We start from the raw sequence: 15,415 nt of genomic DNA, 5'->3' as shown, positions 1-15,415 counted from the left end.
AAATGACTGCAACACGATTGCAGCATGAGCGCAGAACTACATCGACGCCTTGAAAACCTGATTCGCTTCGGAACAATCAAGGCCATTTATCCGGCTAAACCATTTACGACAGTCACCGTCACCATTGGCGAGATTACGACTGCAAAACTTCGTTTTCTTTCTTTAAGGGCAGGAAAAACCAAAACATGGGATCCACCAAGTATTGGTGAGGAAGTCATGGTGCTAAGTCCATCCGGTGTACTGGAAATGGGGGTGGCCATTGCCGGATTTAACAATGCAGATAATCCGTCTCCTTCAGATGACCCGAATAAAACCATCCGTATTTTTGAAGATGGCTGCATTTTTACTTATGACGTTTCCAGTCATGAGTTGACCGCAATCTTACCTGCAGGCGGTAAAGCCATTCTTACTGCACCAGGTGGTGTAACGGTAAATGGCGATACCACTATCAATGGCAATGTCCAGGTCAATGGCAGTATTGCAATGACCGGAAACAATACTGTTGGTGGCAGTCAACTTGTCCAGGGCAGCAGTCATTCATCTGGTCATTTCAGTACAGAAGCCAATGTCACCGCTGGATCTATCAGCCTAAAAGAACATACACATTCAGGTGTTGAACCAGGTCCAAGTTCGACTGGAGGACCGCAGTAATGATGTCACGTCATAGTGGGACTGAGCTGAGCGAATTAGACCATATTCGCCAATCTCTTGAAGACCTTATTAGTACGCCTATTGGCTCACGACTCATGCGTCGTGAGTATGGAACACAAGTCGCAAATTTACTGGATCAACCCACCAGTGAAGCACTGTATCTCAAATGCTACAGCACCATTTATTCAGCAATTTTGCGCTGGGAACCACGTATCCAGATCAGCCAGCTTTATATCAGCGAAGTAAATCAAGGGCAAACGGTCCTCAATCTTGAAGGAACAATCGTCCAATCCGGTCAAAGCTTAAATATGAACATACCTTTACTCGTTGGAGCTTTAACATGAGCATTAACTCATCTACAGCCATCGACCTATCCTTACTTGCACCACCCGATGTGGTGAAACAGATCGACTTCGAAATTATTTTAAAAGAAGGTCTGGACGACTTTTATCAGAAAATGCGTGAAGTCGATCCAGAGTTTCCTGACCTGCTTGAATCGGATCCCGCCATGAAACTGGCACAAGCCTTTGCCTATCGTGAAATGTTGGTCCGTCAGGATGCCAATAACCAGGCTCGTGCAGTTTTGCTTGCTTATGCTGAAGGTGCAGATCTCGACCACAAAGCAGCTGAACGCAATCTTTCACGACGGATTATCAGTCCGGCAACGGATACAACTCCAGAAGTTAAAGAATCAAATGAGTCCTTGCGTAAACGTGTCCAGCTGGCACCGGAAGGCCAAACCACTGCAGGCAGTGAAGGTTCATATATTTTTCATGGTCTGAATGCAGATGCACGGGTCAAAGACATTTATCCCTATGCACCGCTGGATGAAAACAATCATCCAACTGCCATTTGCAATATTTATGTGCTTTCAACAGAAGGCGATGGTACTGCATCCGAAGATCTTTTAAATATCGTGACTGCAGCATTAAATGCCAAATCCATTCGACCTTTGACTGACCGGCCAATCATCTATTCTGCATCTATTTTGAATTACAGCATTGAAGCTGAAATATTTATTGATGAAGGTCCAGATGAAAATATCGTTCTAAACAGCTGTTATAAAGCAGCCGATGAATACAGCAAAAAATCTCATGCATTCACTGGTGGTGTTTCTTTATCTGGTATTTACCAGGCACTGCATCAGCCTGGTGTCAGCCGGGTCAATTTAATTTCACCTGCAGGAAATATCGATACTTCAATTGGTCAGGTTGCTTATTGCACCGGAATCAACATTTCGAGGGTTAGCGCATGAGTCAATTGCTGCCACCGAATGCCACAAAATTTGAAATGAAGTTTGAGAATGCTTTTGCGCGTGTCTCAAATGTAGAACTGAATATCCGTAGCTTTAACGATCCACTCAATGCACCAGCAGAAGTACTGCCATGGTTAGCCTGGGAACGCTCTGTCGATATCTGGAATAAAAACTGGACTGAATCAAAAAAACGTCAAGTGATAAAGACTTCACTCTACAACCACAGCATCAAAGGAACAGCGGGTGCACTAGAAGTGGCACTGAATTCCCTGGGCTTTCCGGTGATTGTTCAGGAATGGTTCAACATGGTGCCAATGGGCAAGCCATACACATTCAAGCTGCTCATCAAAACCAATCAAGACAGTGTATCGATCACCGATTACAGAGAATTATTTAAGGTCGTTCGTGCTTATAAAAACTTACGTTCTCATCTAATTGATACAACTATGGTGCTTGAAAGTCCATCAAATTTACAAGTCAATGCCATGACACAGGCAGGTCATGACACTGAATTTACACGGGCAGCTGGCGGTCTTTATTTAGATGGCACTTGGAAACTAGATGGTACAAAGAAAATGAATGGAGTAGATATGTAATGCCAAATTTAGAAGTACAACCAGGCTGGCCAGCTGCTCGACAACTTGATAGAAATGAGTTTGCAAGTGGTGGCCCAGATGGTAATTTGAATGAACATGCCAAAGTATTTCTGGCACGTACAGAATATTTGCAACAGCAAAAAGCCAATAAATCTGAAATTGTGCAAGGACATTATGAGTTTGGAACTTATGCCGAATTTAACCTTGCTAAATCAGGACTACCTTTAAATTGTACAGTCATAATTAACGAAATTAATTCAACTGGAACCGGTTCTTGGAATCAGGGCTCAAACCGTTGGAATGGCTCAACACTCTCTAAAAGTGAAAATGATCCACTCGAACAGTCAAAAGAATATACAAATAAATTTTTCACAAACTACGCTGCAGCAGCATTACTTACAGTGAAAAATAAGTTTATTCAAAAAACGACTGGTCAAGAAGCCAGTGGAGCAAGCTTTGATTCGTCAGATTTTATTCCTGTAATCGGGGGTGAGTCGTACGATGTTTATAGCTACGTGACAGTTAATGCCAGTCATGCTTGGTATGATGTAAATAAGAACTTCATTTCAGCTTTTGGTGAAGATCAGACTAGTCTAAGTCTCAGAACTTTCATTGCACCAGAATCTGCACGTTACTTGAGAATCTCAGCTTATAACACACAAGCAAGACAGGCTGCATATTTAAAATCATCAGGTTATGCAATTGAAAAAGTCAAAAAAATTATTACTCAGCACACGCCAAATGTTGATGCAAATAAAGTGATTTATGATGGAAATGGTTTAGATCAGACAATAATTAATGTCATTAATAAGCAAGATATTATTGTGGCTAATCAAAATTCAATCATTAGTCAATTAGATCTAATAACAGATCAAGATAGCCCATTTTTCGTAAATACATTCCAATATACAAGATCAGGTACTACACCTAATAATTTCAATATTGTAGATGTGACTGCTCGTGTATCAGCAAATGTGATGACTGTTTCCGATCCCACGGCATTTGTATATGGTAGTGCATGTGTTGTATACGACTCAGTGTCAGATAGCTACACAAGTCATGCGGTACTTCAAATTAACGGAATGAATATTACAGTTTCACCAAGTTTGCCCAATAATCCATCTAAAGTTCAAACAATGCATGATTCTCCAAATGGTCAGCATTTAACACTATTCGGAACAAAAGGCTTGGCAGATTATGTTTTAAAATCTATTCAGAAATATAGTTACAAGAAATCAGAAAATTTAATTTTCAAGTTTAATTCAGCACTTTGTTGCTATTTGGCTTGGAATAATAGCGATATTTATAATTCTGATGCATCACAGCTTTTGATTCCTGTAACTAAGGTTGGTACAGCTGGAAATGGTGGATATACGCCAGGAACAACGAATCTAGCAAAAATTTGTGCAATGAGTAATCCGAAGGATTCATATATAAATATTGGAGATAATCCGCATACTCAATATTTATCGAGAGCTTATAATCTTATCGATGGTGTGGCTGGTAATGGTTTTGAAATAAGTTTTAATGGTCAAGGCTCAGATGGATTTATCGAAATTCCTCTAGCTGTACGCGATGCATCATATATTTCAAGCGTCGATAGTCAAACTTATAAAACCAGTGGTAAGGCTCGATTACAGATTTTTAATGATTCTGCTTTAGTCCATGATGTTGCATATGCAGCTGGTCAAGTGCATTCAGTATTTGTTGATTTTGCACGTGGTGGAATAATTAAAATTCGCATTACTTGCGAATCATCAGTCCCGACTTACGCAGCATTGAGCGGTATTTTTGCATATAAAAAGTCTGCTAAAACGTCGAAAGATACGCTATTCAAAGATGGTGACGTGATTGTATTTTTAATGGATTCATGGGGTATCTACCCGGTTGCATCAACAATTGGTGAAACACCCTACGTATATCCTATTTCAAATTTAGCCACAAAATACCAGGCTATGTATCCAACTGGTTATATTTCTAATGGCACACACTGGATTTCTCGACGTATTCAAGAAAAATTAGCGAACCAAGGTATAAATGTCGAGACATACAGTTACGCATTTGGAGGACAAACAACAAGATGGGGAAAATATTGGCTAGATGCAGTACTAACAATGTCACCTAAACCAACCCATTGCGTAATTAACTTTGGCATTAACGACAATAACAGTATTGGTAATCCATCTAATACCTTCTATGACTTTGATCCTGAAAAAATGTTCGCAAATAAAGCTGAATCATTGGGTGGTATAAATGGAAGAACTGCCAGCTTTAATGAATGGGAATTAAATCTCAAATGGATTGCTGAAAGATGCTTAGCGAATGGAGTTAAACCTGTAATTATGATGCCTGCACATACCGCATCAACCGCACAGGCCCAATCAATTCGACAAAATGAACTGGTGCGTTTAGCTGATGGCTTCGGGGAATAATATGACTTATAAAACAATCTACACGTCAATCGGCTTAACTCTAGTCTCCCAGGCAGTCAGCCAACAGCGCACTATCGAAATCACCCATTTTGCCGTGGGTGATGGCGGTGGTAATAAGATGACACCAAGCGAATCTATGGTTCAGTTAATTCGTGAAAAATATCGCGGTACAGTCAACCGTATTTTTCAGGATCCTGAAAATGAGAATAAATACACGGCTGAAATGCTGATCCCTGTTTCCGTGGAAGGCTTTGTAGTACGTGAAATTGCCTTGTTTGACCGTAATGGCAATATGGTACTGGTCGGCAATACACCTGAAGTTTACAAACCGACACTTGATGAAGGCGTTACGCAAGATTCGGTTTATCGAATCCCATTCATGATTTCAAACCCTGAAGTGCTTGAATTGAACTTTGACCCGAACGTAGTTATTGCCACACATCAATGGATCCTGAATACACTCACACCAGCAACCATGTTCCCGGGTGGTACCATTGGCCAGGTGCTGAAGAAAAAATCCAATACCGATGGCGATACATTCTGGGATGATGCGGGAACGGCAGATGTTTTCGTCAACACCATTGAAGAAGAACAGTCACTGGTAGCTGATCAGCTTATTGTAGACCTCAGCACCACCACCACCCACGGTGCAGCGGTGTATATCAATGGCGAACGCATTACCAATAAAACCGGTGCAGATGGATGGCTGGCAACGTCAGACACACGCATCACATTAGGCAAAGCCTATCCGGATGCAAAAATCCTGATCGTTCAGAATGAACCGCTTGGTGCTGCACCTTACCCATTGGCGCAAAATCTGAATTTATCTGACGTACCCAATAAACCCTTAGCACGTCAAAATCTGGGTGTCATGAGTTTTGATGAAGCTAAATACAATAGCTGTCCCCCTGGAACGGTTGTTACATTAGCATCACCGCATATTCCAGCTGGATATCGTCTTTTAAAATGTAATGGGGCTGCATATTCACGTGCTGTTTATGCAGATCTTTTTGCAGCCATTGGCACAACTTATGGTGCTGGGGATGGAGTAAGCACGTTCAACGTTCCAGAAGCACGTGGTGAGTTTCCTCGCTATGCAGACGATGGCCGAGGTGTTGATGCTTGGAGACAGGTTGGTTCAAAACAAGGACAAGACATTCAATCACATAGTCATCCAATTGAAACAGCATTTGATGCTACACATTACAATGGCTTGATGTATCGAGTAGCCGGGGGTGATGGTGCATATAACGGAATTATTCAGGATGTATACACTAAAAATAGTTTTGGATCAGAAACACGACCACGCAACATTGCTGTTCTTGCCTGCATCCGCTACTAAGGAGTAAACCATGAATCAGATTACAGTGTATCAAACTAACTATTCTGGACTATTTGTCGGTAAAACAGTGGCAGATGAATCACCACTTGAACCTGGTGTATTTCCATTGCCGGCAGGCTGTGTCGAAACTGCACCGCCAACTGAATGGCCAGAAGATCAGTGGCCACGCTGGAATGGCTTCAAATGGGAACTCATCCAAAAGCCACAGGTTCATCAGGAAACGTCACCAGAAGAAAAGCTGGCGGAATTTTTAGCACAAAATCCGGACGTGTTAAAGCTCATCAATCAAAACTGATATTGTTGTAAAAAGCCGAAATACAACAGTATCCCATCGCAATTAAAAAGCCATTTTGTAAGCCTGTCATCTGTATATAAAACAACAGATCACAGGCTAATTTTATGGCTACAGATTCATATTTCCACGGTGTCCGGGTTCTAGAACTCAATGAAGGCACCCGTCCCATCCGTACTGTCTCTACTGCAGTCATTGGCATGGTCGCAACTGCAGAAGATGCAGATCCCTTGGTATTTCCATTAGACACAGCAGTACTTTTAACTGACGTACAAGGCTCAGTTGAAAAAGCAGGGACTCAAGGTACCTTGGCACGTTCATTACAGGCCATTGCAGACCAGACCAATGCAGTAGTCGTTGTCGTGCGTGTGGCAAGCAAAGAAACCGAGGCAGAGCAAACCACCGCAGTCATTGGTGGACAGGTCAACGGTAAATACACTGGCATGAAAGCTTTGCTGACGGCTGAACAAAACCTCAAAGTGAAACCACGTATTTTAGGTGCACCAGGGCTGGATACTGCAGCAGTTGCCGCAGCTTTTGGCGGTATTGCAGAAAAACTGCGTGCCTTTGTTTACGTTTCGGCAAATGGCTGTGAAACCAAAGAAGAAGCAGCTGCTTATCGTGATGCCATTGGTTCCCGCGAAACCATGATCATCTGGCCAGACTTCCTGGGCTGGAACACTGTAACCTCATCAACCACGACCTTTGAAGCAACTGCTCGAGCATTGGGCCTACGTGCCAAAATCGACAATGACACCGGCTGGCATAAAACCCTGTCCAACGTTGCAGTCAATGGCGTTACCGGCATTTCAAAAGATGTGTTCTGGCAGCTGCAAAGCATGGAAACCGATGCCGGTTACCTCAACTCAAACGAAATCACCACCTTAATTCAGCGTGATGGCTTCCGCTTCTGGGGTTCCCGTACCTGTTCGGCCGATCCTTTATTTGCCTTTGAAAACTATACCCGTACTGCTCAGATCCTGGCAGACACCATGGCAGAAGGGCACATGTGGGCAGTCGACAAGCCACTTCATCCAAGCCTGGCACGTGACATCGTTGAAGGCATCAATGCCAAATTCCGTGACCTGAAAGGCCAGGGCTACATCATCGATGCCCAATGCTGGTTCGATCCTTCTGCAAACTCAAAAGAGTCACTCAAATCAGGTCGCTTGCTGCTGGATTATGACTTTACCCCAGTACCACCACTTGAAGATTTAACCCTACGTTCACGCATTACAGATCGTTACCTAGGTGACTTTGCTGCACGTATGACAGCATAGAAAACATAAGGAAAACAGCACATGGCTTTACCTAAAAAATTAAAACTGATGGACCTGTTTAACGAAGGTAATTCTTACCTTGGTCAGACAGGCGAAGTCACCATTCCAAAACTGGTCCGCAAGTTTGAGGACTGGCGTGGTGGTGGCATGAACGGCAATGTCAAAATCGATCTAGGTCTAGGCGATGACATTACCGAGTTCAACTGGAAGCTTGGCGGTATCGATGCCTTGGTAATTGAACAGTTTGGTGCTGCAACGGTAGGCGAACACATGCTGCGTTTTGCCGGTTCATACCAGCGTGATGACACAGGCGAAACCTCTGCAGTCGAAATTATTGTTCGTGGTCGTCATGAAGAAATTGATTTCGGCAACCAGAAAGCCGGGGACGACACTGAAACATCCATGAAAACCATCTGGTCAGCTTACAAGCTCAGTATCGATGGCGTCGTTAAAGTCGAAATTGATATTCCGAACATGATTGAAATCGTCAACGGTGTGGATCTGTTAGAGAAACACCGCGCCAATATTGGTCACTAGTTTTCCTTCCCTTCTGTGGTTTCGTACTGCAGAAGGTTTTTTTATTTAAATTTTCTTTAAGGAATATGCAATGCAAAATCAAGAAAGCAATCAAGAACAAGCTCAGGTACAGACTCCGGATCAAATTGAGAACCAGAAACTGATTACCGAAAATCCGGACATCCAGATTGTAGACCTGGATGAACCCATCAAAATTGGCAATACAGAATTTACTCAAATCGAAGTGCGTAAACCAAGCGTACCTGCACTGCGAAAAATCCGTATTTCTGAAATCCTAAATGGTGATGTGAACTCCATTTGTACCATCTTGCCACTATGTACCACACCAACATTGTCACAGGGCCTGCTTAATAGTGGTGCGGTTGAACCTGCAGATATCGTTCAGCTGGGTGCAGCGGTGATCTATTTTTTGCAACCGAAATCAGTGCGTGCGGAACTGTCACTCCAACAGTAGAAGACGCCATTGCCAATATTGCGGTGGTTTTTAACTGGCCACCACAAACCTATGAAAGCATGTCACTTACAGAACTGATGCAATGGCATCAAAAAGCCATTGAACGAAATGGATCAGATGCCGAATGAAAGCGTTAAAACTTGAAGTCATTTTTGGGGCAAAAAACAAACTTAGCCCCGCTTTAAAGGTCATTGTCGGCAGCAGTAATGCTGCCAGCAAGGCTTTAAAAAAAACCAATGACCAGTTAAAAGACCTGGAACGCCAGCAAAATAAAATCGCAACCTTCAGAAAGCTCAAGGAGGATGTGAAACAGGCCACTCAGGAACTGGATAAAACCAATAAAAAGATTTCATCGCTCAAAGACCAGCTATCCCGCAATCCAAATTCCCAGTTATCGGCTGAACTTAAAAAAGCCGAGACCGAAGCACGTCGTTTAAACAAGGTTATCACTGAAGGAAAGCCCAAGCTGATGGCATTACGTCAGGAGCTGAACCAGGCCGGTTTAAAGTCGACAGATTTGGCACAGCACCAGGAGAATCTGAAAAATAAAATTCAGGGGACCAATACTGAAATCGACAAGCAGAAAAAGAACCTGCAGAACTTAAACCGCATGCAGCAAAGTCATCAAAAAATTGCATCTAATGCCAGAACGGCTGCTGCTTATGGTGCCGGTGCAGCTGCCACCGGTGTCGGTGTCATGTACGCCATGCGTAAGCCAATTGATGAAACCAAACGCATGGATGTGGAGGAAAACCGCATCGCATCACTAGGGTTAGGCAAAGAAGCGACTAAAGAAGCCGTGCAATATGCCAAAGCCATGCAAACTTTTGGTACTTCAACCCTGGACAACTTGCAATTGGTGCGTGATGGTGTAACGGCATTTGCTGACGTACACCATGCCCAAATGGTGGCCCCAACCCTGGCAAAAATGAAATTTGCCAATGAAGCCATGTATGGCGATAGCGGTGCAGAAAATGAAAAAAAATTCATGGACATGCTCAAAGTCATCGAAATGCGGAATGGCTTAAAAAGTGAAAAAGCATTCCATGAACAAGCCAATATCATTCAACAGGTCATTACCGCAACCGGTGGGCGTGTCCAGGCAGAAGAATGGCTCAACGTCATCAAGACTGGTGGTATTGCTGCCAAGGGTATCGATAACAAAGCCTTTTACTACAAACTGGAACCATTGGTGCAGGAAATGGGTGGTTTCCGTGTTGGTACAGCCATGATGTCGGCTTATCAAAACGTTTACCAGGGACGTACCACCAAACGTGCAGCAAATAACTTGGAGCGACTTGGTCTAATTTCAGATCCTAGCAAAGTTAAGCATGACAAATCCGGGCAGATATCATTCCTAGATGTAGGGGCCATTAAAGGGGCAGAACTGTTTAAAAAGGACCAGTTTGCATGGATGGAACAGGTACTGGTACCGCAATTAAAGTCTAAAGGTATCACCAAAGAAGGCGACATTATCGATGCCATGGGCAGTATCTTCACCAACCGGACTGCATCCAATCTATTTGCTCAAATGTACATGCAGCGTGACCAGATCCATAAGAATGCCAAGTTAAATGCCGGTGCGGACAATATTGATCAGCTTAATTCCAAAGCCATGGGGACCACCACGGGTAAAGAAATTGAAGCCAAAGCCAACCTGCATGATGCTTATCTCAAGTTTGGTACCACCATTCTGCCGGTTTATACCAAAGCCATTGAAACAGCCACTAGCGCACTTCAAGGTTTTAATGGCTGGATGGAACGCAATCCAACCCTAGCCAAAATGCTGGGTGTAGGTTTACTCGGTGTAGCAGCTAGTCTGGTGGTGATTGGTGGTGCACTTGCGGTCTTTTCACCGCTTATCCTGGGCATGCTCAGCCTAAGGCTGGTCATGGCGTCGTTTACCGGTACCACAGCAGTATTTTCGAAGACTTTCTCTTTATTGCCAATGGTTTTTAATATTGCAAAAGCAGCAGTGATGGGTCTGGGTAATATATTCATGTGGGTAGCAAGACTCATGTTGGCCAATCCGATTCTACTGGCCATCACTGCCATAGCAGCTGCTGCATATCTGATTTATCGCAACTGGACTCCAATAAAAACATTTTTTATTGGGCTTTGGGCATCGGTTAAAAATGCTTTTAATACTGGTGTAACCTTTATTAAAAATATTATTAAAGGTATAGACGCAACATTTGCATCAAATCCAATTTTGAACTTGCTTTTGCCAATGATTGGTATCCCAAGAACAATCATTGCAAACTGGTCGAGTATCAGCTCGTTTTTCAGCTCTCTATGGTCAGGCATGAAAGAAGGAGCAGCCAGTGCATGGGCCTCGATAGTTACTTTTTTTGCCCCGATTGGTGCATGGTTTGCCCAAAAGTGGGAATCAGCTAAAGAAGCTACTAGTAATGCATGGAATGGCATTAAGGCAACTGTAATAAGTGCATGGAATGGATTGATAACAGCTATTCAAACAAATCCGATCTTGCTAAAGATTATAGATGGCTGGAATAAGATATTTACTTATCTGGGTAGTTTAAAAGACCGCATGATGAGTATTGGCAGCAATATTATTCAGGGGTTAATTGAAGGCATTAAAACGGGCTTTGAAAAACTTAAAAGCATCTGGGCAACCGTTAACTCCTATATGCCAGACTTCATGAGAAAAAGAATGGACATCCATAGTCCATCCCGTGTCATGGCAGGGTTAGGCGGTCATATCATGAGTGGATTGGGTGTAGGTCTGCAAAATGGCTTCCCGGATCTTAAAACCAAGTTTGCAGACGTGCTGGGTATCTTCAACCCGAACATTTCAGGCTTGATGCAAAAAATTAACGTTGCACCGGCACTGGCTAAAATCAAAACTTCACATGCTCAACCGGCAGCAGCTGGCCGTGGTGAAGTCATTATCCAGGGCGATACCATCACCATGCACATTCATGCCCAGCCTGGACAGTCTGTACAGCAGATCGCACAGGTAGTCGCCAATATGCTGGATCAGCGTCAGCGTCAAAAAATGCAACGTGTACGCGACAGTTATCACGACTCAGAATAAGGAAAATACATAATGATGATGATCTTCGGCATGTTCGTATTTTCAATACCAACAGCCACCTATCAAAGCCTGCAACGTAGTACCAGCTGGCGGCATGCCAGCAATTCTCGCGTTGGAGAAGCTCCGGCATACCAGTACCTTGGTCCGGGTGAAGACACCATTACCCTGGATGGATCCATTGTTCCGGAGTTCGGGTCTCAACTGTCCCTGACCGCATTGCGTTTAATGGGCAATACCGGAAAGTCCTTTCCGCTCATTGCCGGTAACGGAAAAATTTACGGGCTATGGAAACTCGATTCAGTCGATGAAACCCAGACCTACTTTTTTAAAAATGGTAAACCACGCAAAGTCGAATTCAGCCTGAAACTGAGTAAAACGAAGTCTGCAGGTTCACTCATTACCGGAGTAATGGGTGCAGTAGCGGAGAGCCTGTTCTAATGAGTATTGTCTCTGCAATTACGGACAAACTGGATGACAGCTATCCGCATGCCATTTTTAGAGTGCTGGTCGATGGAAAGGATATTACCCAGCGTGCAATTGAACGGCTGAACAGCCTGATCATCACAGATAACCGTGGTTTTGAATCCGATTCTATTGAAATTCAACTGTCCGACCATGATGGCAAACTGGAACTTCCACCTAAAGGGGCAGTCATTCAGGCTTGGCTCGGATGGAGCAATGAAGGCCTGGTTTATAAGGGCCAATATACCGTTAAAGAGGTGGAGCATAGCGGTGCACCGGATGTACTGACCATTCGCGCCACCAGTGCCGACCTGAAGTCTGGTCTCAAACAGAAAAAAGAACGCAGCTTTAATAACGTTACGCTTCTGTCTGTGCTGCAGGTTATTGCTTTTGAACATGAACTGGATTTAAACGTGCATGAATCACTTGGTCAGCACAAAATTATTAACCTGGTGCAAAACGAATCGAATGCCAATCTGCTCACCCGGCTGGCGGACGAGCATGATGCCCTGGCATCGGTTAAAAATGGCACCTTGCTGTTTATGCCTAAAGGTGCTGCACAAACGGTATCCGGACAAAGCTTGCCGACTTTCCTCATTACCAGAAAGCAGGGCGATAACCATAGCTATCGTGATACCGACGGTGGGGAAGAAATTACCGCAGTTCGGGCCTGGTATTATGATGCTGAAAAGGCAAAAAAACTTGAAGTGGTTTATGGCGATGCCAGTAACCAGAATATTAAGGAACTCCGCCATATTCACCAGGACAAACAGTCCGCGACCTTGGCTGCCAAGGCCAAACTGGCAGAACTCAAACGTACTGCAGTCACATTCAATTATACCCTTGCCCTGGGAAAGCCTGAGCTCATCCCGGAAATGACATTTTTGTTTGATGGCTTAAAAGAACAGATTGATGATATTTACTGGCTGGGTACCAGACTTGTGCATACGCTAGATGCAGATAACGGCTTTACGACAGCCATTGAGCTGGAAGTTTTCTTTCCGGATGCAGATGACGTGGCAGAACTGTTTGAAGACCAGTTTGAAACGGAAAAAGACAAAAAATGGACCGGAGTCGTGGTCTATTACCAGGTGGGTGATAAAGCCGTTGCACTGACCAAAGGCGACCAGTCCAATCCGAAGCATTTCACTTATTTGTACGTCAGTAAAGAAGCAGCGCAAGCCAGACTTGACCGTGAGTTTGCCTTGCTGGATCCGGAAACCGGTAAATTTTCTGCCCATAATGAGCTGGAAATCAAACCCTATACCGGGCTAAAAACGCAATATACCGTCGGCAAAGAAAAAACCCGTCACTGGTTGACCAAAGGTGATCAGTCCAATCCGAAAATCCTGAACCATGTCTATAAATCAAAACTGGCAGCTGAAAAAGCACTCAGTCGTGAAATGCCACGACTGAATGCCAAAAAGGATATGATTCAACAGGTCAAAAGCGATACTGAATAAGGAAATAGTGCAATAAAGGCTAAAAGGAAATAAGGGAGAATTTCAAGTAAAAAGGTTCTACCTACTATTTCCTTAGCCTTTGTAAAATTTACCCATCAAGAGCTGGTAATAAAAATTAAAAATAAATAACAAATATTTAACCTAAATAAATATAATGGATAAATATATGTTCTTTGGACGTTTTTATGGCAAGAAGCGCAAGTTATCAATGCCCCCATTGCAGTTCTGGTATGTCAATAAGAAGCAGCAGATCGGTCCATGCCTTACTAAGAAATATCTATTTGCAATGCAATAATTATCACTGCAGTTTTTCAGCAGCAGCAATATTGGAAATTACCCATGAAATATCACCCAGTGCCAAGCCAAATCCAGAAGTAAAACTACAAACCATTAAAGAATTAACAGAACGAAAAGCAGCAAATGATGAAAATATGGAGAATAATGAAAATGGCTAAATGTTCTATATGCAATCGACGCTGGTTTTTCTCATCAAAAGTTAAATGCAACTGTAAAGCTGAACAATTAAAGGTACGGGCAGCAATTTTACCCGCAACACGTTCCATTCAACATACAAATTATAACAACAACACTGATATAGCCTTATTGGCTGTGCATCAGCAAAACATCAATCAAATGCAGCATTCAGATGTTTCTGAACCGTGTCGAATTGAACGTTCTTCTGAATATCGAATTTTTGATTCCAGCCCATCACACTGCAATTCATCTCATGACAACAGCTCATCAAGCAGTTTAGAAAGTTCATCGAGTTATGATAGCGGATCCTCATCCAGTTCAAGTTGGGATTAAGAGATGGATATCAATTTTATTTTATGGGGAGATTCTAGGCGAATATTAGAAAATGGCTGGTATATTGGCTGGGATTTAGACAAAGAAGGAACATTGAAAGCAAAACAGCATCATCACCGTAAATTATTAGCTGGTACTTATATATCTAAATTATAAAAAATCCCTCTTAGTGAGGGATTTAATTTTTATGTACTCTTTCACCTAAGTAATAAAGACTTAAAAAAGTCATCATTATTAACTGTACAAGTGAAAAAATAACAACTAAACAAGAAAAAAAGTAAGTCATATAAACTGCATATAATGAAGAAACTTTAATCTCTAAACTATATGAAAATCGGATAATTAATAAAAAACAAAATAATACGATGCTGATGAATGTTAGATAAGAAAATAATCGTGCTAAGAATCTTCTTCTATTCATTTCAATCCAAAAAACTTTATATGGATTATATTCAACATATTTTTCTTTAGGAGGATCACCAGCCATTGGTTGATCCATAGTCGTACTATTGATAGTCGATATCGCAGCTAAAGCAGCGATATAAAACCCTGGCATTGTCTGTAAAAAACAAATTAAATAATATGTCAGATCATTGGTAAAAATATTAGATTTATCAGTGCCAATTTTAAACCATAAAAAGGTCATAATGGCACTTATTATAAATGCAATTAATAAAGGAATAATAAAATCAAAACGAGTTTTATTAATTATTCCATTATCCCATCTTATACTAAGATAGTTTAATGGCTTAAATATTAATTCAAGCATAACTACCTCCTTAATTA

The 15,415-nt window shown here is 42.4% G+C and carries 18 protein-coding genes; 17 read left to right on the top strand and 1 reads right to left on the bottom strand.

The features are described from left to right. Positions 1 to 24: 24 nt before the first annotated feature. The 17 genes from BEN74_RS05270 (at position 25) to BEN74_RS19315 (ending at position 14,785) form a co-directional block, all read left to right on the top strand. Complete coding sequence (locus BEN74_RS05270; protein WP_068911225.1) at positions 25 to 651, top strand: phage baseplate assembly protein V; 627 nt, start codon at positions 25 to 27, stop codon at positions 649 to 651. Next, positions 651 to 995 carry a GPW/gp25 family protein gene (locus BEN74_RS05265; protein WP_068911226.1) on the top strand — a complete coding sequence of 115 codons (345 nt, stop codon included), beginning with the start codon at positions 651 to 653 and terminating at the stop codon, positions 993 to 995. The genes BEN74_RS05270 and BEN74_RS05265 overlap by 1 nt, the downstream gene beginning before the upstream one ends. Next, the gene (locus BEN74_RS05260) at positions 992 to 1,906 is read left to right on the top strand and encodes a baseplate assembly protein (RefSeq protein ID WP_068911227.1); all 915 of its coding nucleotides are present in this window, start codon (positions 992 to 994) and stop codon (positions 1,904 to 1,906) included. The genes BEN74_RS05265 and BEN74_RS05260 overlap by 4 nt, the downstream gene beginning before the upstream one ends. Then, positions 1,903 to 2,502: a phage tail protein I gene (locus BEN74_RS05255; protein WP_068911228.1), complete on the top strand. Its 600-nt coding sequence runs from the start codon at positions 1,903 to 1,905 to the stop codon at positions 2,500 to 2,502. The genes BEN74_RS05260 and BEN74_RS05255 overlap by 4 nt, the downstream gene beginning before the upstream one ends. Beyond that, positions 2,502 to 4,934, top strand: coding sequence for an SGNH/GDSL hydrolase family protein (locus tag BEN74_RS05250; RefSeq protein WP_068911229.1), 2,433 nt, complete (start codon positions 2,502 to 2,504; stop codon positions 4,932 to 4,934). The genes BEN74_RS05255 and BEN74_RS05250 overlap by 1 nt, the downstream gene beginning before the upstream one ends. Position 4,935: 1 nt before the next feature. Beyond that, complete coding sequence (locus BEN74_RS05245; protein ID WP_068911230.1) at positions 4,936 to 6,276, top strand: phage tail protein; 1,341 nt, start codon at positions 4,936 to 4,938, stop codon at positions 6,274 to 6,276. Between the two features lie 10 nt (positions 6,277 to 6,286). Continuing rightward, positions 6,287 to 6,571 (top strand): phage tail protein, encoded by a 285-nt coding sequence (locus BEN74_RS05240; protein ID WP_068911231.1) that lies wholly within the window; start codon positions 6,287 to 6,289, stop codon positions 6,569 to 6,571. Between the two features lie 104 nt (positions 6,572 to 6,675). After that, entirely contained in the window at positions 6,676 to 7,848 is a 1,173-nt protein-coding gene (locus tag BEN74_RS05235) for a phage tail sheath protein (RefSeq protein ID WP_068911232.1), read from the top strand. A gap of 21 nt (positions 7,849 to 7,869) precedes the next feature. Beyond that, a complete protein-coding gene (locus BEN74_RS05230; RefSeq protein WP_068911233.1) occupies positions 7,870 to 8,385 on the top strand; it encodes a phage major tail tube protein in 516 nt (171 codons plus the stop codon). Between the two features lie 70 nt (positions 8,386 to 8,455). Beyond that, on the top strand, positions 8,456 to 8,839 hold the full coding sequence (locus tag BEN74_RS05225; protein WP_068911234.1) for a phage tail assembly protein: 384 nt from the start codon (positions 8,456 to 8,458) through the stop codon (positions 8,837 to 8,839). A gap of 59 nt (positions 8,840 to 8,898) precedes the next feature. Next, complete coding sequence (locus BEN74_RS05220; RefSeq protein ID WP_253170007.1) at positions 8,899 to 8,967, top strand: GpE family phage tail protein; 69 nt, start codon at positions 8,899 to 8,901, stop codon at positions 8,965 to 8,967. Then, positions 8,964 to 11,897, top strand: a complete 2,934-nt coding sequence (locus BEN74_RS05215) for a phage tail tape measure protein (protein WP_068911235.1) — start codon at positions 8,964 to 8,966, stop codon at positions 11,895 to 11,897. Before BEN74_RS05220 ends, BEN74_RS05215 begins: the two co-directional genes overlap by 4 nt. 12 nt (positions 11,898 to 11,909) lie before the next feature. Next, a complete protein-coding gene (locus BEN74_RS05210) occupies positions 11,910 to 12,335 on the top strand; it encodes a phage tail protein (protein WP_068911236.1) in 426 nt (141 codons plus the stop codon). Further along, entirely contained in the window at positions 12,335 to 13,822 is a 1,488-nt protein-coding gene (locus BEN74_RS05205; RefSeq protein ID WP_068911237.1) for a contractile injection system protein, VgrG/Pvc8 family, read from the top strand. Before BEN74_RS05210 ends, BEN74_RS05205 begins: the two co-directional genes overlap by 1 nt. Before the next feature lie 185 nt (positions 13,823 to 14,007). Next, entirely contained in the window at positions 14,008 to 14,277 is a 270-nt protein-coding gene (locus tag BEN74_RS05200; RefSeq protein ID WP_086374275.1) for an ogr/Delta-like zinc finger family protein, read from the top strand. Next, a complete protein-coding gene (locus tag BEN74_RS05195) occupies positions 14,270 to 14,629 on the top strand; it encodes a hypothetical protein (RefSeq protein WP_100249729.1) in 360 nt (119 codons plus the stop codon). The genes BEN74_RS05200 and BEN74_RS05195 overlap by 8 nt, the downstream gene beginning before the upstream one ends. 3 nt (positions 14,630 to 14,632) lie before the next feature. Then, positions 14,633 to 14,785, top strand: coding sequence for a hypothetical protein (locus BEN74_RS19315; protein WP_162898141.1), 153 nt, complete (start codon positions 14,633 to 14,635; stop codon positions 14,783 to 14,785). A gap of 22 nt (positions 14,786 to 14,807) precedes the next feature. On the opposite strand, the gene BEN74_RS05190 is transcribed toward BEN74_RS19315, so the two are convergent. Beyond that, the gene (locus tag BEN74_RS05190; protein ID WP_068911238.1) at positions 14,808 to 15,398 is read right to left on the bottom strand and encodes a hypothetical protein; all 591 of its coding nucleotides are present in this window, start codon (positions 15,396 to 15,398) and stop codon (positions 14,808 to 14,810) included. Positions 15,399 to 15,415 lie beyond the last annotated feature (17 nt).

This window comes from Acinetobacter sp. WCHAc010034 (genome assembly GCF_001696615.3).
Taxonomy (GTDB): Bacteria; Pseudomonadota; Gammaproteobacteria; order Pseudomonadales; family Moraxellaceae; genus Acinetobacter.
Note: the sequence above shows the minus strand (reverse complement) of the source record. Positions and strands in the feature narration are given on the sequence as shown.

Excerpts from the sequence above, each read along its gene's own strand:
- BEN74_RS19315 (WP_162898141.1), top strand. The coding sequence starts at position 14,633 with ATGGATATCAATTTTATTTTATGGGGAGATTCTAGGCGAATATTAGAA.
- BEN74_RS05225 (WP_068911234.1), top strand. The coding sequence starts at position 8,456 with ATGCAAAATCAAGAAAGCAATCAAGAACAAGCTCAGGTACAGACTCCG.
- BEN74_RS05255 (WP_068911228.1), top strand. The coding sequence starts at position 1,903 with ATGAGTCAATTGCTGCCACCGAATGCCACAAAATTTGAAATGAAGTTT.
- BEN74_RS05240 (WP_068911231.1), top strand. The coding sequence starts at position 6,287 with ATGAATCAGATTACAGTGTATCAAACTAACTATTCTGGACTATTTGTC.
- BEN74_RS05190 (WP_068911238.1), bottom strand. The coding sequence starts at position 15,398 with ATGCTTGAATTAATATTTAAGCCATTAAACTATCTTAGTATAAGATGG.
- BEN74_RS05215 (WP_068911235.1), top strand. The coding sequence starts at position 8,964 with ATGAAAGCGTTAAAACTTGAAGTCATTTTTGGGGCAAAAAACAAACTT.
- BEN74_RS05230 (WP_068911233.1), top strand. The coding sequence starts at position 7,870 with ATGGCTTTACCTAAAAAATTAAAACTGATGGACCTGTTTAACGAAGGT.
- BEN74_RS05245 (WP_068911230.1), top strand. The coding sequence starts at position 4,936 with ATGACTTATAAAACAATCTACACGTCAATCGGCTTAACTCTAGTCTCC.
- BEN74_RS05270 (WP_068911225.1), top strand. The coding sequence starts at position 25 with ATGAGCGCAGAACTACATCGACGCCTTGAAAACCTGATTCGCTTCGGA.
- BEN74_RS05250 (WP_068911229.1), top strand. The coding sequence starts at position 2,502 with ATGCCAAATTTAGAAGTACAACCAGGCTGGCCAGCTGCTCGACAACTT.
- BEN74_RS05265 (WP_068911226.1), top strand. The coding sequence starts at position 651 with ATGATGTCACGTCATAGTGGGACTGAGCTGAGCGAATTAGACCATATT.
- BEN74_RS05235 (WP_068911232.1), top strand. The coding sequence starts at position 6,676 with ATGGCTACAGATTCATATTTCCACGGTGTCCGGGTTCTAGAACTCAAT.
- BEN74_RS05210 (WP_068911236.1), top strand. The coding sequence starts at position 11,910 with ATGATGATGATCTTCGGCATGTTCGTATTTTCAATACCAACAGCCACC.
- BEN74_RS05260 (WP_068911227.1), top strand. The coding sequence starts at position 992 with ATGAGCATTAACTCATCTACAGCCATCGACCTATCCTTACTTGCACCA.
- BEN74_RS05195 (WP_100249729.1), top strand. The coding sequence starts at position 14,270 with ATGGCTAAATGTTCTATATGCAATCGACGCTGGTTTTTCTCATCAAAA.
- BEN74_RS05205 (WP_068911237.1), top strand. The coding sequence starts at position 12,335 with ATGAGTATTGTCTCTGCAATTACGGACAAACTGGATGACAGCTATCCG.
- BEN74_RS05200 (WP_086374275.1), top strand. The coding sequence starts at position 14,008 with ATGGCAAGAAGCGCAAGTTATCAATGCCCCCATTGCAGTTCTGGTATG.